Source organism: Streptomyces lichenis, from assembly GCF_023218175.1.
Lineage (GTDB): Bacteria > Actinomycetota > Actinomycetes > Streptomycetales > Streptomycetaceae > Streptomyces > Streptomyces lichenis.
In genome coordinates, this window is the sequence record NZ_JALPTH010000002.1 from 145,718 (window position 1) to 169,361 (window position 23,644).

Annotated in this window: 20 protein-coding genes and 2 tRNA genes; 8 read left to right on the plus strand and 14 right to left on the minus strand. The window is 71.5% G+C overall.

The annotated features are described in order from the left end of the window. Positions 1-71 precede the first annotated feature (71 nt). The 3 genes from M1O15_RS02345 to M1O15_RS02355 all read right to left on the minus strand — a co-directional run bounded on the left by M1O15_RS02345 (position 72) and on the right by M1O15_RS02355 (position 2,130). Entirely contained in the window at positions 72-866 is a 795-nt protein-coding gene (locus M1O15_RS02345; RefSeq protein ID WP_248631462.1) for an ABC transporter permease, read from the minus strand. Continuing rightward, a complete protein-coding gene (locus M1O15_RS02350) occupies positions 863-1,822 on the minus strand; it encodes an ABC transporter ATP-binding protein (protein ID WP_248631463.1) in 960 nt (319 codons plus the stop codon). The genes M1O15_RS02345 and M1O15_RS02350 overlap by 4 nt, the downstream gene beginning before the upstream one ends. Before the next feature lie 235 nt (positions 1,823-2,057). Beyond that, a tRNA-Ala gene (locus tag M1O15_RS02355) sits at positions 2,058-2,130 on the minus strand. A gap of 171 nt (positions 2,131-2,301) precedes the next feature. Between M1O15_RS02355 and M1O15_RS02360 the strand changes: the two genes are divergently transcribed. Then, complete coding sequence (locus tag M1O15_RS02360; protein WP_248631464.1) at positions 2,302-2,850, plus strand: helix-turn-helix domain-containing protein; 549 nt, start codon at positions 2,302-2,304, stop codon at positions 2,848-2,850. Positions 2,851-2,934: 84 nt separating this feature from the next. Next, positions 2,935-4,359: a serine/threonine-protein kinase gene (locus tag M1O15_RS02365; RefSeq protein ID WP_248631465.1), complete on the plus strand. Its 1,425-nt coding sequence runs from the start codon at positions 2,935-2,937 to the stop codon at positions 4,357-4,359. 5 nt (positions 4,360-4,364) lie between these two features. Here M1O15_RS02365 and M1O15_RS02370 read toward each other — a convergent pair whose 3' ends face one another. From M1O15_RS02370 to dnaA, 11 genes are all read right to left on the minus strand, one after another. Next, entirely contained in the window at positions 4,365-5,534 is a 1,170-nt protein-coding gene (locus tag M1O15_RS02370) for a hypothetical protein (protein ID WP_248631466.1), read from the minus strand. 396 nt (positions 5,535-5,930) lie between these two features. Then, a complete protein-coding gene (locus M1O15_RS02375; RefSeq protein WP_248631467.1) occupies positions 5,931-6,065 on the minus strand; it encodes a DLW-39 family protein in 135 nt (44 codons plus the stop codon). A 142-nt stretch (positions 6,066-6,207) separates the two neighbouring features. Then, a tRNA-Ile gene (locus M1O15_RS02380) sits at positions 6,208-6,281 on the minus strand. Between the two features lie 138 nt (positions 6,282-6,419). Beyond that, on the minus strand, positions 6,420-7,067 hold the full coding sequence (locus M1O15_RS02385; RefSeq protein ID WP_248631468.1) for a DUF3566 domain-containing protein: 648 nt from the start codon (positions 7,065-7,067) through the stop codon (positions 6,420-6,422). 3 nt (positions 7,068-7,070) lie between these two features. Continuing rightward, positions 7,071-9,866 (minus strand): DNA gyrase subunit A, encoded by a 2,796-nt coding sequence (gene gyrA, locus M1O15_RS02390; RefSeq protein WP_282576165.1) that lies wholly within the window; start codon positions 9,864-9,866, stop codon positions 7,071-7,073. A gap of 44 nt (positions 9,867-9,910) precedes the next feature. Continuing rightward, the gene (gyrB, locus tag M1O15_RS02395) at positions 9,911-11,995 is read right to left on the minus strand and encodes a DNA topoisomerase (ATP-hydrolyzing) subunit B (RefSeq protein ID WP_248631469.1); all 2,085 of its coding nucleotides are present in this window, start codon (positions 11,993-11,995) and stop codon (positions 9,911-9,913) included. A gap of 583 nt (positions 11,996-12,578) precedes the next feature. Continuing rightward, the gene (locus M1O15_RS02400; RefSeq protein ID WP_248631692.1) at positions 12,579-13,142 is read right to left on the minus strand and encodes a DciA family protein; all 564 of its coding nucleotides are present in this window, start codon (positions 13,140-13,142) and stop codon (positions 12,579-12,581) included. A 68-nt stretch (positions 13,143-13,210) separates the two neighbouring features. Beyond that, entirely contained in the window at positions 13,211-14,329 is a 1,119-nt protein-coding gene (gene recF, locus M1O15_RS02405; RefSeq protein ID WP_248631470.1) for a DNA replication/repair protein RecF, read from the minus strand. Between the two features lie 99 nt (positions 14,330-14,428). Further along, a complete protein-coding gene (gene gnd, locus M1O15_RS02410; RefSeq protein WP_248631471.1) occupies positions 14,429-15,313 on the minus strand; it encodes a phosphogluconate dehydrogenase (NAD(+)-dependent, decarboxylating) in 885 nt (294 codons plus the stop codon). A 226-nt stretch (positions 15,314-15,539) separates the two neighbouring features. Further along, positions 15,540-16,670: a DNA polymerase III subunit beta gene (gene dnaN / locus M1O15_RS02415; protein ID WP_248631472.1), complete on the minus strand. Its 1,131-nt coding sequence runs from the start codon at positions 16,668-16,670 to the stop codon at positions 15,540-15,542. Between the two features lie 1,014 nt (positions 16,671-17,684). Further along, complete coding sequence (dnaA, locus tag M1O15_RS02420; RefSeq protein ID WP_248631473.1) at positions 17,685-19,547, minus strand: chromosomal replication initiator protein DnaA; 1,863 nt, start codon at positions 19,545-19,547, stop codon at positions 17,685-17,687. 426 nt (positions 19,548-19,973) lie between these two features. On the opposite strand from dnaA, the gene rpmH reads away from it, so the two are divergent. The 6 genes from rpmH to rsmG all read left to right on the plus strand — a co-directional run bounded on the left by rpmH (position 19,974) and on the right by rsmG (position 23,488). Then, positions 19,974-20,111 (plus strand): 50S ribosomal protein L34, encoded by a 138-nt coding sequence (gene rpmH / locus M1O15_RS02425; protein ID WP_006348049.1) that lies wholly within the window; start codon positions 19,974-19,976, stop codon positions 20,109-20,111. A 19-nt stretch (positions 20,112-20,130) separates the two neighbouring features. Then, positions 20,131-20,502 carry a ribonuclease P protein component gene (gene rnpA, locus M1O15_RS02430; protein ID WP_248631474.1) on the plus strand — a complete coding sequence of 124 codons (372 nt, stop codon included), beginning with the start codon at positions 20,131-20,133 and terminating at the stop codon, positions 20,500-20,502. Then, positions 20,499-20,825, plus strand: coding sequence for a membrane protein insertion efficiency factor YidD (yidD, locus tag M1O15_RS02435; protein ID WP_248631475.1), 327 nt, complete (start codon positions 20,499-20,501; stop codon positions 20,823-20,825). The genes rnpA and yidD overlap by 4 nt, the downstream gene beginning before the upstream one ends. 3 nt (positions 20,826-20,828) lie before the next feature. After that, positions 20,829-22,091 carry a membrane protein insertase YidC gene (gene yidC / locus M1O15_RS02440; RefSeq protein WP_248631476.1) on the plus strand — a complete coding sequence of 421 codons (1,263 nt, stop codon included), beginning with the start codon at positions 20,829-20,831 and terminating at the stop codon, positions 22,089-22,091. 57 nt (positions 22,092-22,148) lie between these two features. Then, positions 22,149-22,658 carry a Jag family protein gene (locus tag M1O15_RS02445; protein WP_248631477.1) on the plus strand — a complete coding sequence of 170 codons (510 nt, stop codon included), beginning with the start codon at positions 22,149-22,151 and terminating at the stop codon, positions 22,656-22,658. A 119-nt stretch (positions 22,659-22,777) separates the two neighbouring features. After that, on the plus strand, positions 22,778-23,488 hold the full coding sequence (gene rsmG, locus M1O15_RS02450) for a 16S rRNA (guanine(527)-N(7))-methyltransferase RsmG (RefSeq protein WP_248631478.1): 711 nt from the start codon (positions 22,778-22,780) through the stop codon (positions 23,486-23,488). The last annotated feature ends 156 nt before the right edge of the window (positions 23,489-23,644 follow it).

The following is a 23,644-nucleotide window of genomic DNA, read 5'->3' on the forward strand; positions in this document are numbered from 1 at the left end:
CCGACGGCAGACGGCGCACACCGTGTGCCGGAAACCCAGCCGGCAGGCGGCGCACACCGCGTACCGGAAACTCAGCCGCGCCCGGTGCTCTTGCGGAACCGCCGGACCGCCATGAAGGCGAAGGCCGCGAACCAGGCGGCGGTGTTGACGGCCGCCATCGCGAGGCTGGAGTGCTCGCCCCTGAAGGAGTAGCCGTCGGTGAGGCTGTAGCGGGCGAGCGTGGAGACGCCGAACATCGGCGAGTAGCGGGAGATCTCCAGCATGGTGCCGGACAGCGGGATGAAGAGGTTGCCCAGGAACGCCAGCGCCGTCATGGTCAGCCCCGGCATGTGCATCACGGTCTCGGGCTTGAGGGCCAGCCCCAGGAAGATGCCGAGCGCGGCGAAGACGGCGGCACCGAGCCACGCCACCAGAAGCGAGGTCACCCACACCGCGGCGGTGGCCCGCACCCCGGTGAACGCGCCGAGCACACCGACGATGGCCACCGGCACGGCCGCCATCACCACGGAGGACAGCACCTTGACGAAGAGGTAGCCGGGCGGCGAGAGCGGGCTGAGCGCCATGGTGCGCATCCAGCCGGACGCCTTCTCCACCGAGATGGTGGCCGAGGAGCTGACCGCCGCGGTCGCCGCCCCGTACACGGCGATACCGGTCATCATCCAGGCCGCGAAGTTGCCGTGCGGCAGCGTGGCATCGTCGGGCGCGGTGCGGAACAGCGCCAGATACAGCACGGCCGGCAGCAGCAGGGTGAAGATCGTCGTCTGCCGGTTGAAGCGGCGCCGCAGCTCGTAGCCGATGAACACCGGGTTCACCCCGCCCAGCGGCGAGGTCCGGGCCGCGCGGGCGGAGGAGGTGGCGGCGCTCATCGGACGCCCTCCCCGGCGGTGCGGCCGCTGGCGGTGATGGTCATGAAAGCCTCTTCCAGACTGCGCGGGGTGACCTCGATCTCCGTGCCCAGGCGCCGCTCGACCAGCAGGCGCAGCAGCGCGTCGGAGTCGGGGGTGTCGAAGTGGTACCGGCCGCCGCGCAGGGCGCAGGAGCGCACCAGCGGGGACCGGGTGAGCTCGGCGGCGTCCTCCTCGCGGACCAGCGCCGAGACGGTGCGCCCGCTCAGCGCGGACCGCACCTCGGACACCGATCCGTCGGCCACCACCCGGCCGCGGTCGATCATCACCACCCGGTCCGCGAACCGGTCCGCCTCCTCCATGTAGTGGGTGGCGAACATGACCGTCATCCCGCGCTCGGCGTCCTCCCGGACCGCGGCCCAGAACTCCCGGCGGGCCACCACGTCCATCCCGGCCGTCGGCTCGTCCAGGACCAGCAGCTCGGGCCCGGACAGCAGGGCGAGGGCGAAGCGCAACCGCTGCTGCTCGCCGCCCGAGCACTCCGCGACCCGGCGCCCCCGCAGCCGGTCAAGCCCGGCCCGGACCAGCACCGTGTCCGCGTCGGACCCCGGGTGCAGCGAGCCGAGCATCCGCACGGTGGCCTCGACGGTCAGATCGGGCAGCAGCCCGCCGCTCTGCAGCACCGCGGCGACCCGCCCGGAGCGCACCGCCCGCTCCGGCTCGCCCCCGAACAGCTCCACCGAGCCCTCGTCGGGCCGGGTCAGCCCCAGCAGCATGTCGATGGTGGTCGTCTTGCCGGCGCCGTTCGGCCCGAGGAACGCCAGCACCTCGCCCCGCCGGATGCGCAGATCGATGCCGTCGACAGCGCTGAAACGCTGCCCCTTGGCATCGGTGAACCGCTTCACGACCGAGCTGAGCCGGACGGCATCCGAGGACGTCACCTCCTCGGACACCGGACGCGGTCGGGATGTGATCATTTTCGGGTCCTCACCATCTCAACGGGGGTGCCTGGTCCGACCCACACTCCCCGCCCCGGCTATCCGCCCCGTCCCGACCGGCTATCCGCCCGCTATCCGGCCCGCAGCCCCCGACGCCCCACGACGGCACCCCCCATGCGAAAAGCCCCTCCGACCGCGTTCCCACGGTACGGAGGGGCTTCTCGAAGTGGAGCCGAGTGGATCCGACTGAACCGAGTGATCCAACTGATCCGAGTGGAGCCTAGGGGAGTCGAACCCCTGACATCTGCCATGCAAAGACAGCGCTCTACCAACTGAGCTAAGGCCCCGTGACGGGTGGCCGCCGCCAGGCCCATGATCGCGCCTGACTGCCGCCGGGAACCAGAGTACCGGGTCCCCGGGGGTGTGCGGCAAAAGGTTTGGGACTCCCGGTAAGCGACCGCTCTCCGTAGGATGCTGGCCAGGTTCGCAGCAGCGAACCGCAGCGATGGGGAGACGCAATGGACGCAGTACAGCAGGAAGCGACCGCGAGAGCCAGAGAGCTCCAGCGCAGCTGGTACGGGGAGCCCCTGGGAGCGCTCTTCCGCCGGCTGATCGACGACCTCGGCCTCAACCAGGCCCGGCTCGCCGCGGTGCTCGGGCTGTCGGCCCCCATGCTCTCCCAGCTGATGAGCGGTCAGCGCGCCAAGATCGGCAACCCGGCCGTCGTCCAGCGGGTGCAGGCCCTCCAGGAGCTGGCCGGCCAGGTCGCGGACGGCAGCGCCAGCGCCGCCGAGGCGACGGCCCGGATGGACGAGATCAAGAAGTCCCAGGGCGGCTCGGTGCTCACCGCCACCGGCCAGTCCTCCTCCGGTACGGGTGCCCCGACCGTGCGCCGGGTCGTCCGCGAGATCCAGTCGCTGCTGCGTTCCGTCGCCGCCGCCGGGGACATCATCGACGCGGCCGACTCGCTCGCCCCCGCCCACCCGGAACTCGCCGAGTTCCTGCGGGTGTACGGGGCCGGGCGCACCGCCGACGCGGTGGCGCACTACGAGTCGCACCAGCACTGACGTCGGCGGTCCGGACCCGAGGGGGCGGGTCCGGGGGCCGGAAGCCTTACAGCGGGGCGGGCGCGGGGGCCGGAAGGTGGGGGCATGGGTGAGGTGTTCGCCGGGCGGTACGAGCTCGTCGACCCGATCGGGCGCGGCGGCGCCGGAGCGGTGTGGCGGGCCTGGGACCACCGGCGGCGGCGGTACGTGGCCGCCAAGGTGCTCCGGCAGAGCGACGCGTACGCCCTGCTGCGCTTCGTCCGCGAGCAGGCGGTGCGCATCGACCACCCGCATGTCCTCGCCCCGGCCAGCTGGGCGGCCGACGACGACAAGGTGCTGTTCACCATGGACCTGGTGCGCGGCGGCTCGCTGGCGCACGTCATCGGCGACTACGGGCCGCTGCCGCCACGGCTGGTCTGCGTACTGCTCGACCAGCTCCTCGCCGGGCTCGCCGCGGTGCACGCCGAGGGCCTGGTCCACCGGGACGTCAAGCCGGCCAACCTGCTGCTGGAGGCGACCGGCACGGGCCGCCCGCACCTGCGGCTGACCGACTTCGGCATCGCCATGCGCAAGGGCGAGCCCCGGCTCACCGAGACCGACCATGTGGTCGGGACGCCCGGCTTCTTCGCCCCCGAGCAACTGGACGGAGCCGAGCCCGACTTCCCCGCCGACCTGTACGCGGCCGGACTGGTCGGGCTCTATCTGCTGCTGGGCCGCCAACCCGACGGGCAGGCGCTGGCGGGGCACTTCGCCGCCCAGGACACCGCGACCGCCCCGGCGGGCGTCCCCGAGCCGCTGTGGCAGGCGCTCCGCCACCTTCTGCACACCGATCCGCAGGCACGTTTCCGCACCGCCACCGCCGCCCGGAAGGCGCTGGCCTCCGCCGTCGAGCTGCTGCCCGGCCCGCCGTCGGGGGAGGAGGACGAACCCGTCGAGATATTCGACCAGATCGGCCCCCTACCCCCCGGTTTCGGCCCGAACGGCCCGGAGGACCGCCGGTACGGACCCGAGGAGCGGTACGGCCCGGAGGGACGACAGTACGGACCCAAGGAGCGGTACGGCCCGGAGGGACGACAGTACGGCCCGGAGGGACGACGGTACGGCTCGGAGGAACGACCGTACGGCCCGACCCCGCCCGAGGTCCCACCTGCCGGGACCCCGACCCCACCTCCGACCCCGTACCCGCCCCGTCCCGCCGGCCGGCACCGCCGCGTATCCGAGCCCGGGCGCCCGGAGGGCATCCCGGTCCACTACGCGCCCGCCTCCGCCCTGACCGGCGGCGGCACCGCCTCCACATCCGCCCCCGCACCGGCGCCGCACCCGCCCCCACCCGGCCCCGCCGCGCCTCCGGCCCCCGGCGCCCCGTCACCGCACCGAGGAACCGGCCCCACCCTCCCGTACACCACCCCCCGGCCCACCCCGCCTACCGCCCCTCCCCGCCCCGGGCCCTCCCCCAGGACCGCCCTGGCCGTCGTGCTCCTGGCCCTGCTCTGCTTCGCCATCGGCTTCTGGGCCCTCGCCCAGGGGTGAAGCCGTCAGTGCGCGCCGCGGGCCCGTCGGCGGGCGATCAGCGTCCAGCCCGCCAGCCCCACCAGCAGGGCCGTCCCGGTGCCGAACGCGGCGGTGGCGAGCAGCCGCATCCCCGGGCGTCCGGCGGCCGAGGACGCGGGGGCGGCGGTGGCCGGGGCGGCGGCCCGCCGGTCGGCGTCCGTGACCGTGAAGACCCCCGGCGGCCCCTCGTACCCGGGCCCCGGCCGCGCGGCGCCGGTGACCCGCACGGAGAGACGGAGCCCGTACCGTCCCGTACCGGCCGTCTCCGGCCGCGCGCTGACCACCAGGTAGTACCACCCCGCGAACCGCACATCCCCCGGTCTGGCCCGCCCATCCGGCGACTCACCCCCGTACCGGTTCTCGTACCGCACCGGTGGCAGCACCGGCAGCTCGGCCGCCATCGGCCGCCCCGGGGAGGCGGCCACCGTCTCCGCGGCCGCGACCATGCCCTGCACCGGGTTGTACAGCGTCACCGCCAGCGCGCCCCCGGCGACCCGGGCGGAGACCCGCTGCCCCCAGTCGACCGGCACCCGGTAGAAGCGGGACTGCCCCGGCTCGATCCGGTCGTCCCACTCCCCGGAGGCCAGCGCGGCCGCCTCCGAGAACCCGCCGCCCCCGACCCGTACCCCCGGCTCTCCGCCCCCCGGCCCGGCATCCGAGCCCCCGTCACCCTCGTTCCCGTCCACAGGTGCTGAGGACCCCTCACCTGCCCCCGACGGCACCCCGCCACGGAGCGCCGGCTCCCGCTCGTAGCGGAGCTCCACCTGCCAGTCCCCCGCCCCCGCGACACCGCCCTCACCGCCCAGTCGCTCGACGACCGCGAGATAGGTTCCCGCCCGGCGGCAGGCCGAGGCCCCCTCGGTGCCCGTGCGGCCGGCGGAGGCGGCGAGCGGGCGGGGGAACGCCGCGGTGCCGAACCGCGCCTCCCGGGAGCCGCAGACCCGCCCGCCCGGGTCGCGGATCGAGACGGCCACCCCCTCGGCGATGCCCACCCGGGCGGTCGGCGGGGGAACGGCGACGGCCGAGACATACGCACCCGAGCGGTCGTCCAGGTCCAGCCGGTAGACGCGCGTCCCGCCGGCGGGCACCGCGTCCCGGTACACCCCTCCCGCGGCGAGCGTCGGCGCCTGGGTCGGGGTCGGTGCACCGCGCACCGCCACGGCACCCTTCGCGAACCGGTACGCATACGGCCCACCGCCCGCAGCGGCCCCACCGCCCCCGGCACCGACCGCCGCGCCGCCCCCCGGCCAGGCGGGCACCGCCACCAGCGCCACCAGCACCGCTCCCACCCGCAGGCCCCGTGCCGCCCGTACGCCGGGTATCCGTCCGCCCCTCACCGCGCCCCCTCATCACCGCGAGCACTCGTCACATCACATCACTGTGCTTTGCCAAGGCGAATTCCCGGCACGGAATGTCACCTCCGCACCACCGTACGCAATGGTCCGCGCACATCCGCTGCCCCTCTTCGTCCCCTCCCGGCCCCCCGGACAGCGAGAAGCCCCGGTCGCGCTCGGCGACCGGGGCTCGTCTGCAGTATGTGTGCGTCCGGCTCAGACGCCCGTACCTGCGGGCACGGAGTCGGTCGCCTCCGTCCACAGGTCCTGCTCGGCGCGATCCGCCTGGATCTGGCGGTACACGAAGAGCCCTGCGATGGCGGCCAGTGCGACCAGGAGAAGCTTCTTCACCGCGCGACCTCGTCTTTCCTTGACATAGAAGACCCTTTCGCCGCCCGACTATACACACCGGCCGATACCAATCGGTGATCTAGGTGGCGGCGGGAAAAGCCGAAGACCTCCCACCGTGATCGGTGGGAGGTCTTCTCTGCTGTGGGGCTAACAGGATTTGAACCTGTGGCCTCATCCTTATCAGGGATGCGCTCTAACCAACTGAGCTATAGCCCCTCCGCGCTGCGCGCTGACCTCTGAAGATTAGCGCACCGAGCCGGGAGTTCCCAAATCGCAGGCCGGGGGCGGTGGACCCGCCCCGCGGCGACGTGGGGGTGGTGCGGGACGCGGCCCGCACCACCCGCCACCGGCCGGCTACTCGTCCTCGGCGAGGGTCAGCTCCACGCCGCCCACGAAGCCCGCGGACAGGTTGTAGATGAAGGCGCCGAGCGTCGCCAGCGCGGTGGCCAGGACGACGTCGATCACCGCGATCACCGACGTGAAGATCAGCACGCGCGGCAGCGACAGGAAGGCCTGGAGGTCGAAGCCGTTGCTCTCGTTGGAGCCGGTCGCCTCGCTGATGGTGCCGCCGACGGTCGAGAACACGCCCATCGCGTCCATGACCATCCAGAGCACCGCCGCCGCCACCACCGTGCAGATGCCGAGCGCGATGGAGAGCAGGAAGCTCACCTTCATCACCGACCACGGGTCCGCCTTGGCCACCCGGAGGCGGGCCTTGCGGGTACGGGGCGTGGTCTTCGCCCCCGTACGCGGCCGGCGGACCCCGGCCCCGTCCGGCGAACCGGAACTGCTGCCGCCGCCCTTGCCCTGGCCGCCGCCCTGGGCCGCGTAGGCCTGCGGGGGGTGGTAGGGCTGCGCCGACTTCTTCCCCGAGGCGGGGCGGTCGGCCGGAAGGGGGCCGTCGTCGTACGTGGTCACCGCTGCTCCCTGGGAGTCCGCGGCGGAGCCACGGGACCCGTCCGTTCCGGTAGTGGCCGACCCGGCGCCCGTGGCTCCGCTCACGATCTACTCCTCGTGCTCCCCGGCCGGGGACTCCGTGTCCTCGGCCGCTGCTTCCGCGGCACCGCTCGGTGCGGCTGCCGCGGTGTCGGCGTCCTCGCCGGCGCTGCCTGCCGGTTCGGTCGCCCCGGTCCCACCGGACGCGTCCGTCCCGGTGTTCCCGCCGGTACCGGTGGTGCCATCGGTACCGTTGGTCAAGTCGGTGCCGGGGGTCCCTTCGGTTCCCTCGGTCCCGTCGGTTTCCGCCGTCCCGTCGACCTCTTCGGCCTCGCGGCCGGCCTCGGCGTTGCGGGCGATGCCCACGACGGCGTCGCGCTTGCCCAGGTTGATCAGTTGGACGCCCATGGTGTCACGGCCCGTCTCCCTGACTCCGCTGACTCGCGTACGGATCACACCACCGGACAGCGTGATGGCGAGGATCTCGTCGGTCTCCTCCACCACCAGCGCGCCGACCAGTGAACCGCGGTCCTCCACGATCTTCGCAGCCTTGATCCCGAGGCCGCCACGCCCCTGGACGCGGTACTCGTCGACGGGGGTGCGCTTGGCGTACCCGCCGTCGGTGGCGGTGAAGACGAACGTACCGGGCCGGACGACATTCATCGAGAGCAGTTCGTCTCCCTCGCGGAAGCTCATGCCCTTGACGCCCGAGGTGGCGCGGCCCATCGGGCGCAGCGCGTCGTCCGTCGCGGTGAACCTGATCGACTGGGCCTTCCTGCTGATGAGCAGCAGGTCGTCCTCGGCCGAGACCAGCTCGGCGCCGATCAGCTCGTCATCGCGGCCGTCCTCCATCTCACGGAGGTTGATGGCGATGACACCGCCGGAGCGGGCCGAGTCGTAGTCCTTCAGCGGGGTCTTCTTGACCAGTCCGGCCTTGGTGGCGAGCACCAGGTAGGGCACGGCGTCGTAGTCGCGGATGGCCAGGATCTCGGCGATCTGCTCGTCCGGCTGGAAGGCCAGCAGGTTGGCGACGTGCTGGCCGCGGGCCTCCCGTCCGGCGTCCGGGAGCTCGTAGGCCTTGGCCCGGTAGACCCGGCCCTTGTTGGTGAAGAACAGCAGCCAGTGGTGCGTGGTGGAGACGAAGAAGTGGTCGACGATGTCGTCCTCGCGCAGCTTCGTCCCGCGCACGCCCTTGCCGCCGCGCTTCTGGGCGCGGTAGTCGAAGGTCTTGGTCCGCTTGACGTAGCCGCCGCGGGTGACGGTGACGACGATGTCCTCCTCGGCGATCAGGTCCTCGATGGACATGTCGCCCTCGAAGGGCACCAGCTTGGAGCGCCGGTCGTCGCCGAACTTCTCGACCAGCGCGGCCAGCTCCTCGCTGACGATCTGGCGCTGGCGGGACTCCGAGCCCAGGATCTCGTTGTACTCGCGGATCCGGGCCTGGAGCTCGTCGTGCTCCTGGATGATCTTCTGGCGCTCCAGGGCGGCGAGCCGGCGGAGCTGCATCTCCAGGATCGCGTTGGCCTGGATCTCGTCGATCTCCAGCAGCTCCATCAGGCCGCCGCGGGCGATCTCGACGGTGTCGCTGCGCCGGATCAGCGCGATGACCTCGTCGATGGCGTCCAGCGCCTTCAGCAGACCGCGCAGGATGTGGGCGCGCTCCTCGGCCTTGCGCAGCCGGAAGCGGGTGCGCCGGACGATGACCTCGATCTGGTGCGTCACCCAGTTGCGGATGAACGCGTCCAGCGAGAGGGTGCGCGGCACCCCGTCGACCAGGGCCAGCATGTTGGCGCCGAAGTTGGTCTGGAGGTCGGTGTGCTTGTAGAGGTTGTTCAGCACGACCTTGGCGACCGCGTCCCGCTTGAGGACGATGACCAGGCGCTGCCCGGTCCGCGAGGAGGTCTCGTCGCGGACGTCGGCGATGCCGCCGACCTTGCCGTCCTTGACCAGGTCGGCGATCTTCTGGGCAAGGTTGTCCGGGTTGACCTGGTAGGGCAGCTCGGTGACCACCAGGCACTGGCGGTTCTGGATCTCCTCGACCTCGACCACGGCGCGCATCGTGATGGAGCCGCGCCCGGTGCGGTACGCCTCCTCGATGCCCTTGCGGCCGACGACCAGGGCACCGGTGGGGAAGTCGGGGCCCTTGATGCGCTCGATCAGCGCGTCCAGCAGCTCCTCGTGGCTGGCGTCCGGGTGCTCCAGCGCCCACTGGGCGCCGGCCGCGACCTCGCGCAGGTTGTGCGGCGGGATGTTGGTCGCCATGCCGACCGCGATCCCGGCCGAGCCGTTGACCAGGAGGTTCGGGAAGCGGGACGGCAGAACCGTCGGCTCCTGGTTGCGGCCGTCGTAGTTGTCCTGGAAGTCGACGGTCTCCTCGTCGATGTCCCGGAGCATCTCCATGGACAGCGGCGCCATCTTGCACTCGGTGTACCGCATGGCCGCGGCCGGGTCGTTGCCCGGGGAACCGAAGTTGCCGTTGGAGTCCACCAGCGGCATCCGCATCGACCAGGGCTGGGCGAGCCGGACCAGGGCGTCGTAGATGGAGGTGTCGCCGTGCGGGTGGTAGGTGCCCATCACGTCGCCGACGACGCGGGCGCACTTGTAGAAGCCCTTCTCGGGCCGGTAGCCGCCGTCGTACATCGCGTAGAGCACCCGGCGGTGGACGGGCTTGAGGCCGTCCCGGACGTCCGGCAGCGCGCGCGAGACGATGACGGACATCGCGTAGTCGAGGTAGGAGCGCTGCATCTCCGTCTCGAGCCCCACGGGCTCGATCCGCAGCTGCGTCTCGTCCTCCACCGCGGCCGCCGCCTCGACGGCGGCGGCGGGGGTCGGCTCGGTGGGGTCGGGCGTGTTCTCGTCGGCCATGGCCGGTGATCAGTCCTTTCGTGCGGTACTCAGCCGAGACCGACTCAGATGTCGAGGAAGCGGACGTCCTTGGCGTTGCGCTGGATGAAGGAGCGCCGGGCCTCGACGTCCTCGCCCATCAGCACCGAGAAGAGGTCGTCCGCCTGGGCCGCGTCGTCCAGGGTGACCTGGCCGAGGACCCGGTGGTCGACGTCCATCGTGGTGATCCGCAGCTCCTCGGCGTTCATCTCGCCGAGGCCCTTGAAGCGCTGGATGGAGTCCTCGCGGATGCGCTTGCCGTTCTGCTTGCCCAGCTCGACCAGGGCGTCGCGCTCGCGGTCGGAGTACGCGTACTCGAAGTCGTCCCGACCCCACTTGATCTTGTACAGCGGCGGGCGGGAGAGGTAGACGTGCCCCGCCTCGACCAGCGGCCGCATGAAGCGGAAGAGGAAGGTCAGCAGCAGGGTGTTGATGTGCTGGCCGTCGACGTCGGCGTCCGCCATGAGAATGATCTTGTGGTAGCGGAGCTTCTCGATGTCGAAGTCCTCGTGGACCCCGGTGCCGAAGGCCGAGATCAGCGCCTGGACCTCGGTGTTCTGCAGGATCTTGTCGACCCGGGCCTTCTCGACGTTCAGGATCTTGCCGCGGATGGGCAGGATCGCCTGGTACATCGGGTTGCGGCCGGACTTCGCCGAGCCGCCGGCGGAGTCACCCTCGACGATGAAGATCTCGCACTTGGTCGGGTCGTTGGACTGGCAGTCGCTCAGCTTGCCCGGCAGTGAGGCGGACTCCAGCAGGCCCTTGCGGCGGGTCAGGTCGCGCGCCTTGCGGGCGGCGACGCGCGCGGTGGCGGCCTGGATGGACTTGCGGATGATGTCCGCGGCCTCGTTGGGGTTGCGGTCGAACCAGTCCGTCAGGTGCTCGTGGACCACCTTCTGGACGAAGGTCTTGACCTCGGTGTTGCCCAGCTTGGTCTTGGTCTGGCCCTCGAACTGCGGCTCGCCCAGCTTGACGGAGATGATCGCCGTCAGGCCCTCGCGGATGTCGTCGCCGGTGAGGTTGTCGTCCTTCTCCCGCAGCAGCTTGCGGTCGCGGGCGTAGCGGTTGACCAGACCGGTCAGCGCGGCCCGGAAGCCCTCCTCGTGCGTACCGCCCTCATGGGTGTGGATGACGTTGGCGAACGAGTGGACCCCCTCGCTGTACTGCGAGTTCCACTGCATCGCGATCTCCGCCGAGAGCATCCGCTCCTTGTCCTCGGCCTCGATCGAGATGACGGTGGGGTGGATCAGCTCGCCCTTGCGCGAGTTGAGGTACTTCACGAAGTCGACGATGCCGCCCTCGTAGTAGTACGACACCGTGCGGGCCGGCTGCTCCTCGGTCGCCTCGGCGGCGTCCGGGTCGTCGGCGTTCATCGTGGCCTTGGCCGACTCGCGCTCGTCGGTCAGGTTGATGGTGACGCCCTTGTTGAGGAACGCCATCTCCTGGAACCGCCGGGACAGCGTCTCGAAGGAGTACTCGGTGGTCTCGAAGACGTCCGGGTCGGCCCAGAAGGTCACCGTGGTGCCGGTGTCCTGGACCGCCTCGTGCTGGGCCAGCGGGGCGGTGGGGACGCCGAGCTTGTACTCCTGGGTCCAGCGGTAGCCGTCGGTCTTGATGTCCACCGCGACCTTGCTGGAGAGCGCGTTGACCACGGAGACGCCGACACCGTGCAGACCGCCGGAGACGGAGTACCCGCCGCCGCCGAACTTGCCGCCCGCGTGCAGCACGGTGAGCACGACCTCGACCGCCGGCTTCTTCTCCACCGGGTGGATGCCCACCGGGATGCCTCGGCCGTTGTCGACCACCCGCACGCCGCCGTCGGCCAGGATCGTCACATCGATGGTGTCCGCGTAACCGGCCAGCGCCTCGTCGATGGAGTTGTCCACGACCTCCTGCACCATGTGGTGCAGGCCGCGCTCACCGGTCGAGCCGATGTACATGCCCGGCCGCTTGCGGACCGCGTCCAGCCCTTCGAGGACGGTGATGGCGCTGGCGTCATACGACGAGGCCCCCTGCGCAGGGGCCTCGCCGCTCTGGCCGGCGGCAGTGGACGGAATGTTCTCGTTGGGGTTGCCGGAATCGGCCACGAAGCGCCCTTTCTGGCACAGCACAAGCCGTCTCTCGGACCATCCGGGAGCGGCTGCGTCGTTCGACATTTCCGCAGGGGCGGGATTACCTAGCAGTCTACCGGTAGCACTGACACTCGTGGCCGTTTGCGGGTGCCTGAGTACGCATGTGCCGCCCTGAACCGCCACCGTCCGACTCCCCATATACGGGCCGGGGCTCCAAGAGGCTCACACCGCCACTCAGAGCTTCGGGCCGTCAACCGCTCGCGACGGTCCGACCCCCTCCGTACCGACCGGCGGGTACGGAACCCCCCGAACCCGCCGACCGGCCCCGTGGCGGGCGTGCGCGACGGCCACCGGGGTATCGGATCGGGTTGGCTCCCGATACGCCTGTGGGCGATGTTTCACGTGAAACATCGCCCACAGGGAGGGGAGGGGCCACGGGGATGGGGCGCCGGTACCCGGCCGCCCCCGGGACGGGAGCGGGCGCAGCCGTACGGGAAGGGGCAGCGGTACGAGGACGAGGTCCCGTCCGCCGTAGGCATGAGCGTCCGCCGTAGGTGCGGCCGTCCGCCGCAGCCGGCGCTCTCGTCGGCCTCCGCGCCGCCCTCAGCCGTAGGTGCCGCCCTCAGCCGTAGGTGTCGCCCGGGCCGGTGCTGCCCGGGGCGCGCAGGGGGCCGCCGTAGCCGCGGCGGGGGCCGCCGGGGCCCAGCACCTTGATCATCCGTACGGTGCCCTGGCCCAGGTCCTCGTTGAGCCGGGCGACCAGCCGGGGCGCCAGCAGCCGCAGCTGGGTGGCCCAGGCGGTGGAGTCGCAGCTCACGGTCAGCACCCGCTGGTCGGGCTCCTCGTCGTAGTGCACCGGGGCGCAGTGCCGGGCCAGGTCCTCGCCGACGATCTGCGGCCAGCGGCCCATCACTCCACCGACCGCCGCCGGGGCCTCCCAACCGCGCTCGGTGATCAGCCGGTTGATCGCGGCGCCCAGCGGCTGGGGGTCGCGCCCGTCGGCCCGGGCGCCCGAGCGCAGCCCGCCGCCCCGGCGGGCCTGCTTCCGGTCGCGGGCGGCCGCGCCCCGCGCCCGGGCCTGCTCCTTGGCCGCGCGCAGCGCCACCCGGGCCAGGTCCACCCCGGAGGCGCCGTCCTGCCCGGCCGCACTGGGCGTCCCTGGCAGGCCCTGGCCCGTGCCGGGCAGCCCCTGCCCGGGAGCCGAGGCGCCGGAGGAGCCCAGAGGCTCGGGCAGCGGGGGTGTGGAGGGGGAGTTCACCGCCGCACCACCTCTCCTTCCGCCACGTCGTAGCGCACCCCGGCGAGCACCCCGGGGACGTCGTCGTCCACCGCCGCGGTGACCAGCACCTGCTCACCGGGGGCGACCAGCTCCGCGAGCCGCTCCCGGCGGCGGGTGTCCAGCTCCGCGAAGACGTCGTCCAGCACCAGCACCGGCTCGTTGCCCTCGGAGCGCAGCAGGTCGTAGGAGGCCAGCCGGAGGGCCAGCGCGTACGACCAGGACTCGCCATGGCTGGCGTACCCCTTGGCGGGCAGGTCGCCCAGCCGCAGCTGGAGTTCGTCGCGGTGCGGGCCGACCAGGGTGACCCCGCGCTCGATCTCCTGCTTGCGGGCCTCGGCGAGCGCGGCCAGCAGCACCTCGTACAGCTCCTCGCGGGGGCGCACGGCGAGGGCGGCGCCCCGGTACTCCAGAGCCACCGGGCCGCCGCCGGGAGCGAGCTGGTCGTACGCCTTGGCGGCCAGCGGCTGGAGCGCGGCGACCAGGTTCAGGCGCTGCGCCAGCAGTTCGGCGCCGGCCCGGGCCAGATGCTGGTCCCAGACGTCCAGGGTGGACAGGTCCATGCCCCGTCCCCCGTGCCGGCGGGCCATCGCGGCGGACTTCAGCAGGGTGTTGCGCTGGCGCAGCACCCGCTCGTAGTCCGAGCGCACCCCGGCCATCCGCGGCGAGCGCGCGGTGACCAGTTCGTCCAGGAAGCGGCGCCGCTCACCCGGGTCGCCCTTGACCAGGGCCAGGTCCTCGGGGGCGAAGAGCACGGTGCGCACGATGCCGAGCACATCGCGGGGCCGCACCTGGGAGGAGCGGTTGATCCGGGCCCGGTTGGCGCGGCCCGGGTTGAGTTCCAGCTCGACCAGCTGGGAGCGCTCGCCCTGGGTGACGGCCGCGCGGATGATCGCGCGCTCGGCACCGGTGCGCACCAGCGGGGCGTCCGAGGAGACCCGGTGGCTGCCCAGGGTGGCCAGATAGCCGACCGCCTCCACCAGGTTGGTCTTGCCCTGGCCGTTGGCACCGGTGAAGACGCTGACGCCCGGGCCGAGAGGGACCTCGGCCCGGGCGTAGGAGCGGAAGTCGGCCAGCGACAGATGCGTGACGTGCATGGTGTGGCGCCGACCTTCCCCCGGCGGGGGCCGTACACATCACCGTGCACAGCCTGTGGACTGCTTCGCCCGCCGGCTGCCTTCCGCCCGCGGGTACGACTACTTCTTGTTCGCGGCCTCGACCGCGTGGCCGCCGAACTGGTTGCGCAGCGCGGCGATCATCTTCATCTGCGGCGAGTCCTCCTGCCGGGAGGCGAACCGCGCGAACAGCGAGGCGGTGATCGCCGGCAGCGGGACCGCGTTGTCGATGGCGGCCTCGACCGTCCACCGGCCCTCGCCGGAGTCCTGGGCGAAGCCGCGCAGCTGCTCCAGGTGCTCGTCCTCGTCCAGCGCGTTGACCGCGAGGTCGAGCAGCCAGGAGCGGATGACGGTGCCCTCCTGCCAGGAGCGGAAGACCTCGCGCACATCGGTGACGGAGTCGACCTTCTCCAGCAGCTCCCAGCCCTCGGCGTAGGCCTGCATCATGGCGTACTCGATGCCGTTGTGGACCATCTTGGCGAAGTGGCCGGCGCCGACCTTGCCGGCGTGCACGGCGCCGAAGTCGCCCTCGGGCTTAAGCGCGTCGAAGACCGGCTGGACCTTGGCGACGTTCTCCTCGGTGCCGCCGTACATCAGCGCGTAGCCGTTCTCCAGGCCCCAGACACCGCCGGAGACACCGCAGTCGACGAAGCCGATGTCCTTCAGGCCCAGCTCGACGGCGTGCCTCTCGTCGTCGGTCCAGCGGGAGTTGCCGCCGTCCACCACCACGTCGCCGGGGGAGAGCAGCTGGGCGAGCTCGTCGATGGTGGCCTGGGTGGCGGCACCGGCCGGGACCATGACCCACACGACCCGCGGCCCCTTGAGGGCGCCGACCAGCTCCTCGAGGCTGTTGACGTCGGCGAGGTCCGGGTTGCGGTCGTACCCGATGACGGTGTGACCCGCGCGGCGGATGCGCTCGCGCATGTTGCCGCCCATCTTGCCGAGACCGACGAGACCGAGCTCCATCAGAGAATCCTCAATCGTTGTGTGCGGAGAGTTGCGAGGGGGGTGTCGCGGGATGGTGCCGGGGTGCGAAACCCGCGTCCGAGCCTACGCCCGGACCCCCGTGCACACCTGTGGGGTCGCCCGCTCATCGGACGCCCGTCAGCCGCTCAGCGCAGCGCCCCTCGCCGCACTCTCCACCGCCGTCCCCACCCGTCCCCAGCCCTGGGGACGAAGGCTCGGCAGGCGATCAGCCGCTCAACCGCACCGGCATGATCAGGTACTTGTAGGACTCGTCCGCCTCGGCGTCCAGCGCGGGCTTGCCGCCCAGCAGCGCCGGCTTGGTGGAGGTGGTGAAGGACAGCTGGGCGACCGGGGAGTCGATCGCGCTCAGGCCGTCCAGCAGGAAGGTCGGGTTGAAGGCGATGGAGATGTCGTCGCCCTCCAGCTGGGCGTCGACCCTCTCCACAGCCTGTGCGTCGTCGCTGGAGCCGGCCTCCAGGATGAGCACGCCCTGCTCGAAGGTGAGCCGGACCGGGGTGTTCCGCTCGGCGACCAGCGCGACGCGCTTGACGGCCTCCACGAAGGGGGCGGTCTCGATCACCGCGACCGAGTTGAACTCGGTGGGGAACAGGGTGCGGTACTTGGGGAGGTCGCCCTCCAGCAGCCGGGTGGTGGTGCGGCGGCCGGCGCCCTCGAAGCCGATCAGGCCCTCGCCCTTGCCGGAGCCGGAGAGCGCCAGGGTGACCGTGTCGCCGCTGGTGAGCGCCTTGGCGGTGTCCAGCAGGGTCTTGGCGGGTACCAGAGCGACCGCGGAGGCGTCCGGGGACTCGGGCTTCCAGCGGAACTCGCGGACCGCGAAGCGGTAGCGGTCGGTGGAGGCCAGGGTGACCGTCTCGCCCTCGATCTCGATGCGCACACCGGTCAGCACGGGGAGGGTGTCGTCGCGGCCGGCGGCGATGGCGACCTGGGCGGCGGCGGAGGCGAAGACCTCACCCGGGACGGTGCCGGTGGCGGTCGGCATCTCCGGCAGCGCCGGGTACTCCTCCACCGGGAGGGTGTGGAGAGTGAAGCGGGAGGAGCCGCAGACCACGGTCGCCCGCACACCGTCTGTGGAGATCTCCACCGGCCGGTTGGGCAGGGCGCGGCAGATGTCGGCGAGCAGGCGGCCGGAGACGAGGACCGTGCCGTCCTCCTCCACCTCGGCCTCGACGGAGACCCGCGCGGAGACCTCGTAGTCGAAGCTGGAGAAGCTGAGGGCGCCGTCCTCGGCCTTCAGCAGAAGGCCCGCGAGAACGGGCGCCGGCGGACGGGCCGGAAGGCTGCGGGCCACCCAGGCCACCGCCTCCGCGAGTACATCGCGCTCCACCCGGATCTTCACCGGAAACCGCCTCCTGCTGTTGCTGGCTCTCGTCGACTGCTGGACCAGTCTGACGCACGCCGCCGACAGCCGGTGCGGCTCGGGGTCAAATCGGGATCCGGCACCCGAGAGCCAGTTGTGCACAGGCCCTGCTTCGAAACGGATTCCGAGCTAACTATGAGTGGGAGTAGTAGTAGGGCCTGTGGAAACCGTGGATAACGTCGTTTGCGCAGGTCAGCCCTGGTTTTTTATCCACTGGCCCTGTGGGCGGCACCGGTGGACAACCGGCCCCTTCTGTGGACACCGGGGACTTATACACACCCGATGCACAGGCGGGCCCCACTTCCCCACAGCTCCGTCCCCAGTTTTACCCCGCTTCCCCACAGGCCAATCCGGCAACCTCGTGTGACCGCTTTCACTCGGCGCGGTGATGGGGGTCCGGAAGTTGCCGAACAGTGGACAGGGGTGTGGAGAAGCTGTGGATCACGGGCCTCCGCCTGTGGGCCGCCGGTGGACAACGCCAGACCGGTGCGGTGAACACCTACCTTGTCCACAGCCTGTGGACGAGCGCCAGCCACAATTCCACAGCCGTCTGACGTGCGGTGATCTTTCCTCCCCAGGGTCCTCTGTGGATGGATTCTGGACAACTCGGCAGTCCCCAGGGTGTGGACGGCACTTCGGCCGCATTCTTGTGGACGAGGCCGTGACCCGATCGTCTAATCGAACGCCCCGGCCTCCGGACGACCGCCCGCCGCTCACCCCGGCGGGCGTCCACAGCCCGTGGATACGGAAACCCCGCGCGGGCCCCACCGACCACGGCTCCGGCGCGACCACCCCGTACCGCCCCATTGCGTACTGTCCCGCCCGGCCTCGTCGCGTACCGCTCCACCCGCGCACCACCGCGCCCGTCGGCGCACCCGCTCCCGGCCCCCGGCCCCCGACGACCGCGACCGCGGTCGACGACGAGGGGCCGCCCACGGAAATCCGTGGGCGGCCCCTCGTCTCAGGTCGTCCGCGCCTGCGCCGGCAGGCTCCTCAGCCCGCCTTGATGCGGTTGGTCAGCTCGGTGACCTGGTTGTAGATCGAGCGCCGCTCCGCCATCAGCGCGCGGATCTTGCGGTCGGCGTGCATCACCGTGGTGTGGTCGCGGCCGCCGAACTGCGCGCCGATCTTCGGCAGCGAGAGGTCGGTCAGCTCCCGGCACAGGTACATGGCGATCTGGCGGGCCGTCACCAGCACCCGGCTGCGCGAGGAGCCGCACAGGTCCTCGACGGTCAGCCCGAAGTAGTCCGCGGTCGCCGCCATGATCGCGCCGGCCGTGATCTCCGGGGCCGCGTCCTCACCACCTGGGATCAGGTCCTTCAGCACGCCCTCGGTCAGCCCCAGGTCCACCGGCTGGCGGTTGAGGCTGGCGAACGCCGTCACCCGGATCAGCGCCCCCTCCAGCTCCCGGATGTTGCGGGAGATCCGCGAGGCGATGAACTCCAGCACCTCCGGCGGGGCGTTCAGCTGCTCCTGCACCGCCTTCTTGCGGAGGATCGCGATCCGCGTCTCCAGCTCCGGCGGCTGCACATCGGTGGTCAGGCCCCACTCGAAGCGGTTGCGCAGCCGGTCCTCCAGGGTCATCAGCTGCTTGGGCGGCCGGTCCGAGGAGAGCACGATCTGCTTGTTGGCGTTGTGCAGGGTGTTGAAGGTGTGGAAGAACTCCTCCTGCGTCGACTCCTTGCTCGCCAGGAACTGGATGTCGTCCACCAGCAGGATGTCCACATCGCGGTAGCGCTTGCGGAAGGTGTCGCCCTTGCCGTCGCGGATCGAGTTGATGAACTCGTTGGTGAACTCCTCCGAGCTCACGTACCGCACCCGGGTCCCCGGGTAGAGGCTGCGCGCGTAGTGGCCGATGGCGTGCAGCAGATGCGTCTTGCCGAGTCCCGACTCCCCGTAGATGAAGAGGGGGTTGTACGCCTTGGCCGGCGCCTCGGCGACCGCCACCGCGGCCGCGTGCGCGAACCGGTTCGACGAGCCGATGACGAAGGTGTCGAAGAGGTACTTCGGGTTCAGCCGGGCGTGCGGCTCACCGGGCCGCCCGGTGCCCGCCCCACCGGCACCGCTGCCCGTCCCCGTACCGCTGCCGGAGCCGGTGGAGCCGCCGGTCAGGGGCGCGCCGCCGCCCGGCTGCTCCCGGCGGTCGGCCGGCTGCGCGTCGTACGGAGCGGAGTCGCCGCGCCCCGGGCCGCGGTAGTCGCGATGCGGCTGCTGCGGGGGACGGGTGCTTGCGTAGGGGTCGCGCTCCGGGAAGCCGCCGAGCCGCTGCTGCTGCCAGGAGAGGTCCTCCTGGGTACGAGGCCAGGCCCCCGGGTCCGGGCGCTGCTGAACGTAGTCGGGGTAGGCGGGGCGTGCCGTGGGCAGCCCGTCGTCGGGCAGCTGCTGGGGGGAGTAGCCGCCGCCGTCCGGCTGGCGCCCGTAGCCGCCGCCGTCGTCGTAGCCGTCGTAGGGCCGGTCGTACTGCTGCTTCTCGTACTGCTTGTCGTACGAGTCGGGGGCGCCGTAGCCGTCCTGCGGCGCGCGGTCGTCGTAGCGCGGGCGGTCGTGCGCGGGCGCTCCGGGCGGGGCCGGCGGCTCGCCCGCCGAGTCGTCCACGGTGATCGCGATCCGGATCGGCCGCCCGCACTCGCGGCTGAGGGTCTCGCTGATCAGCGGGGCGAGACGGCCCTCCAGCACCCGCTTGCCCCATTCGTTGGGGACGGCGAGCAGCGCGGTGTCGGCGACCAGGGCGAGCGGCTGGCACCGCTCGATCCACTGCCGGTCCTTGGCCTCGATGCCCTGCTGGCCGCCGTCGCCGAGGAGCTGGTCGATGACGCGCGGCCAGACTGCGGCAAGATCGGCAGGTACGTCAGCCACAGGGCACGCTCTCTCACAGGTCCCAAGAATGTGTGGTTCTCGGGACGGGATGGAAGGACAGGCAGGAAAAGAATCCGAGTTCAGCCACGGTAGACGGGCGGACTCTCGTCCTTCAAGTTGTTGTCCACAGCCTGTGTATAGCGTGCCGCCGCCGGTCGGCCCAGCGGCCCCGTTCCCGCCCCGGCCCCGCCCCCGTCCGGCTCCGGCCCCGCGCCGGACCGGGGCTGGTTTGACCGGATGGCGTAGCCGCGCGTACCGTAACCAGGTCGAGTTGTCGATGGCTGCTGCCGCCTGCCTCCGATGGGCAAAGGTCACCACTGGTGATCGTTCAGCGGTGCACTCGGGCGTATTGCGAGCTACTCGTGGGCGCACGGTGACAGCCAGGCGATGTCCCGCCACCCCACGATTCCCTTCTGGAGCCCCCGAGTGAGCAAGCGCACCTTCCAGCCGAACAACCGTCGTCGTGCCAAGACCCACGGTTTCCGTCTGCGCATGCGTACCCGCGCCGGCCGCGCGATCCTCGCGTCCCGCCGGAGCAAGGGTCGCGCGAGCCTGTCCGCCTGAACCGCGCACAGGTCATGACGTGCTGCCTACCGAGAATCGGCTGAGGCGGCGCGAGGACTTCGCGACCGCGGTACGCCGAGGACGCCGGGCCGGGCGCCCGCTCCTCGTCGTCCATCTACGAAGCGGTGCCACGGACCCGCACGCGTTGGGGGAGAACGCTCCTCCGACCCGTGCGGGTTTCGTTGTCAGCAAGGCCGTCGGCGGTGCCGTGGTCCGCAACCACGTCAAGCGCCGGTTGCGCCACCTGGTACGGGACCGGCTGGCCTCGCTCCCCCCCGGTAGCCTGGTGGTAGTACGGGCGCTGCCCGGAGCGGGCGACGCCGACCACGCTCAGCTGGCCCGAGACCTGGATGCCGCCCTTCAGCGGTTGCTGGGAGGGGGCGCGCGATGAAGTACCCGCTGCTGGCCCTGATCAAGCTGTACCAGTGGACGATCAGCCCGCTGCTGGGCCCCGTCTGCCGGTACTACCCGTCGTGCTCGCACTACGGATTCACCGCCATCGACCGGCACGGCGCGATCAAGGGCACCGCCCTGACCGCCTGGCGGATCCTGCGGTGCAACCCGTGGTCGCCGGGCGGCGTCGACCACGTTCCCCCACGTAAGCGCCCCCGGTGGCACGAAATGCTGCGCGACCGACTGCGCGGCGGCAAGGGCGGGCCCTCCGCCGAGACGAGCCCGGCCGACGAGACCTCGCCCCATGCTCAAGGAGCCTGATTAGTGGACACGATTGCCAGTCTGTTCAGCTTCATCACCACACCCGTCTCGTGGATCATCGTCCAGTTCCACAAGCTGTACGGCGCGGTCTTCGGACCCGACACGGGCTGGGCCTGGGGTCTGTCGATCGTGTCCCTCGTGGTGCTGATCCGTATCTGCCTGATCCCGCTCTTCGTGAAGCAGATCAAGTCGATGCGGAACATGCAGGTGCTCCAGCCGAAGATGAAGGCGATCCAGGAGCGCTACAAGAACGACCGCCAGCGCCAGCAAGAAGAGATGATGAAGCTGTACAAGGACGCGGGCACCAACCCGCTGTCCTCGTGCCTGCCCATCCTGGCGCAGTCGCCGTTCTTCTTCGCCCTCTACCACGTGCTGTCCAGCATCGCCTCGGGCAAGACCATCGGCGTCATCGACCAGCCGCTGCTCGCCAGCGCCCGTGAGGCCCACATCTTCGGCGCCCCGCTGGCCGCCACCTTCACCGACAGCGCGGAGAAGGTCGCCAGCCTCAACGCCGACATCGTCAGCGTCCGCGTGGTCACGGCGATCATGATCGTGCTGATGTCGCTGTCGCAGTTCTACACGCAGCGCCAGCTGATGCAGAAGAACGTCGACCTCACGGTGAAGACCCCGTACATGCAACAGCAGAAGATGCTGATGTACATCTTCCCGCTGATCTTCGCCGTGATGGGCATCAACTTCCCCGTCGGCGTCCTCGTCTACTGGCTGACCACCAACGTGTGGACCATGGGCCAGCAGATGTACGTGATCAACCAGAACCCCACCCCGGGCAGCAAGGCGCAGGACAACTACCTCCAGCGGCTGCTGAAGAGCGTCTCCACGCACGGTGAGATCCGGGGCCGGCGCCGCCGCAACATCGTCCGCGCCATCGTGGCCAAGGGTCCGGACCGCAACGACAACGAGCGCAAGTTCATCGCGGCGCTCGCCAAGGAAGGCTACTCCGCCCAGGCCGACGGCACGGTCACCAAGGCCGACCCCGCCGTCGCCGAGGCCGAGGCCGCCAACGCCCGCCGCCAGCAGCCCAAGCGGCAGACCAAGGCCAAGCGCCAGCAGGGCGGCGCCGGGACCGCGACGGCCGACCCGGCCGAGGGGCCCTCGCTGGAGAAGCCCTCGCTGGAGAAGTCCGACAAGCCCTCCGGCGCCACGCCGAAGCAGCCGGCCAAGCCCGCCGGCGGCGGCACCCGGCAGAGCAAGGCCGGACAGCGCAAGGGCCCGCAGCGGCCCAAGCACCCGTCGTCCAAGAAGTAAGACCTCCCAGCACCCCGTACCCGCGTACTCGTACAGCCGTACTTAAGGAGTCCATCCGTGACGGAAGCCACCACCTCCGCCGCCGAGGGTGGGGACACCCTCACCCGCCTGGAGCAGGAGGGGGAGATCGCGGCCGACTACCTGGAGGGCCTGCTCGACATCGCCGACCTCGACGGCGACATCGACATGGACGTCGAGGCGGACCGGGCCGCGGTCTCCATCGTCAGCGACTCGGACAGCCGCGACCTCAGCAAGCTGGTGGGCCGCGACGGCGAGGTGCTGGAGGCGCTCCAGGAGCTGACGCGGCTGGCGGTGCACCGGGAGACCGGCGACCGCAGCCGGCTGATGCTCGACATCGCGGGCTTCCGGGCCCAGAAGCGCACCGAGCTCGCCCAGCTGGGCGCCCAGGCCGCCGACGAGGTGAAGAGCAGCGGCGAGCCCGTCAAGCTCAAGCCGATGACCCCGTTCGAGCGCAAGGTCGTCCATGACGCGGTGGCCGCCGCCGGACTGCGCAGCGAGTCCGAGGGCGAGGAGCCGCAGCGCTTCGTCGTCGTGCTCCCCGCCTGACACCTCTCTCGCTCGGCCCCGTCTGTTCGGCAGACGGGGCCGACTTGTCATCCTCACACTCACCTCACACCGGCGGCCCCGCCGCGGTGCGGCGAAGCGGTACGGAAGGACGGTTTCCCGTGACGGAAGCAGAAGAGCTTCCCCAGGCTCCCCAGGAAGCGCGGACGATCTTCGGCGAGCTCTTCCCGGAGGCGGTCCGGTACGCCGAACTCCTGGCCGACGCGGGTGTCCGCCGCGGACTGATCGGCCCCCGTGAGGTGCCGCGTCTGTGGGAGAGGCACCTGCTGAACTGCGCGGTGCTCTCCGAGGTGGTGCCCGAGGGGGTGACCGTCTGCGATGTCGGCTCCGGCGCCGGACTGCCGGGTATCCCGCTGGCCCTGGTCCGGCCGGATCTGAAGATCACCCTGCTGGAGCCGCTGCTGCGCCGGACGAACTTCCTCCAGGAGGTCGTCGAGCTGCTGGGCCTGGACCATGTGACCGTGATGCGGGGCCGGGCCGAGGAGGTCATGGGCAAGCTGCCGCCGGTTCATGTGGTCACGGCCCGCGCGGTGGCCCCGCTGGACCGGCTGGCCGGCTGGGGGGTTCCGCTGCTGCGCCCCTACGGGGAGATGCTGGCGCTCAAGGGGGACACCGCCGCCGAGGAGATCCAGGGCGCCCGGGCCGCGCTGAGCAAGCTCGGAGTGGTGGGCACCTCGGTGCTCCAGGTCGGCGAGGGGCTGGTCGACCCTCTGTCCACCGTGGTCCGGGTGGAGGTGGGCGAGAGCCCGGGCGGTGTCCGCTTCGCCGCCAAGCGCGCCAAGGCCGCCCGCACCTCGCGCCGCCGCCGCTGATCCGCGGTGGGCCGGGGCCCGCAGGGCGGGGCGGGGCGTCCCGGGCCTGCTGGGTGCGGCGGTGAAGTCCGGACCGGTGGATGCGGCGGCGAGCCCGGGCCTGTCCCATATGTGTGCATGCCGGAGTGTCGTGACTCCCGGCCCTGCGCCGAGTGA

What these genes read in the sequence shown, in the direction of transcription:
- M1O15_RS02345 (WP_248631462.1), bottom strand. Translation starts at nt 866, where the DNA reads ATGAGCGCCGCCACCTCCTCCGCCCGCGCGGCCCGGACCTCGCCGCTG.
- M1O15_RS02350 (WP_248631463.1), bottom strand. Translation starts at nt 1,822, where the DNA reads ATGATCACATCCCGACCGCGTCCGGTGTCCGAGGAGGTGACGTCCTCG.
- M1O15_RS02360 (WP_248631464.1), top strand. Translation starts at nt 2,302, where the DNA reads ATGGACGCAGTACAGCAGGAAGCGACCGCGAGAGCCAGAGAGCTCCAG.
- M1O15_RS02365 (WP_248631465.1), top strand. Translation starts at nt 2,935, where the DNA reads ATGGGTGAGGTGTTCGCCGGGCGGTACGAGCTCGTCGACCCGATCGGG.
- gyrA (WP_282576165.1), bottom strand. Translation starts at nt 9,866, where the DNA reads ATGGCCGACGAGAACACGCCCGACCCCACCGAGCCGACCCCCGCCGCC.
- recF (WP_248631470.1), bottom strand. Translation starts at nt 14,329, where the DNA reads ATGCACGTCACGCATCTGTCGCTGGCCGACTTCCGCTCCTACGCCCGG.
- gnd (WP_248631471.1), bottom strand. Translation starts at nt 15,313, where the DNA reads ATGGAGCTCGGTCTCGTCGGTCTCGGCAAGATGGGCGGCAACATGCGC.
- yidD (WP_248631475.1), top strand. Translation starts at nt 20,499, where the DNA reads ATGAAGTACCCGCTGCTGGCCCTGATCAAGCTGTACCAGTGGACGATC.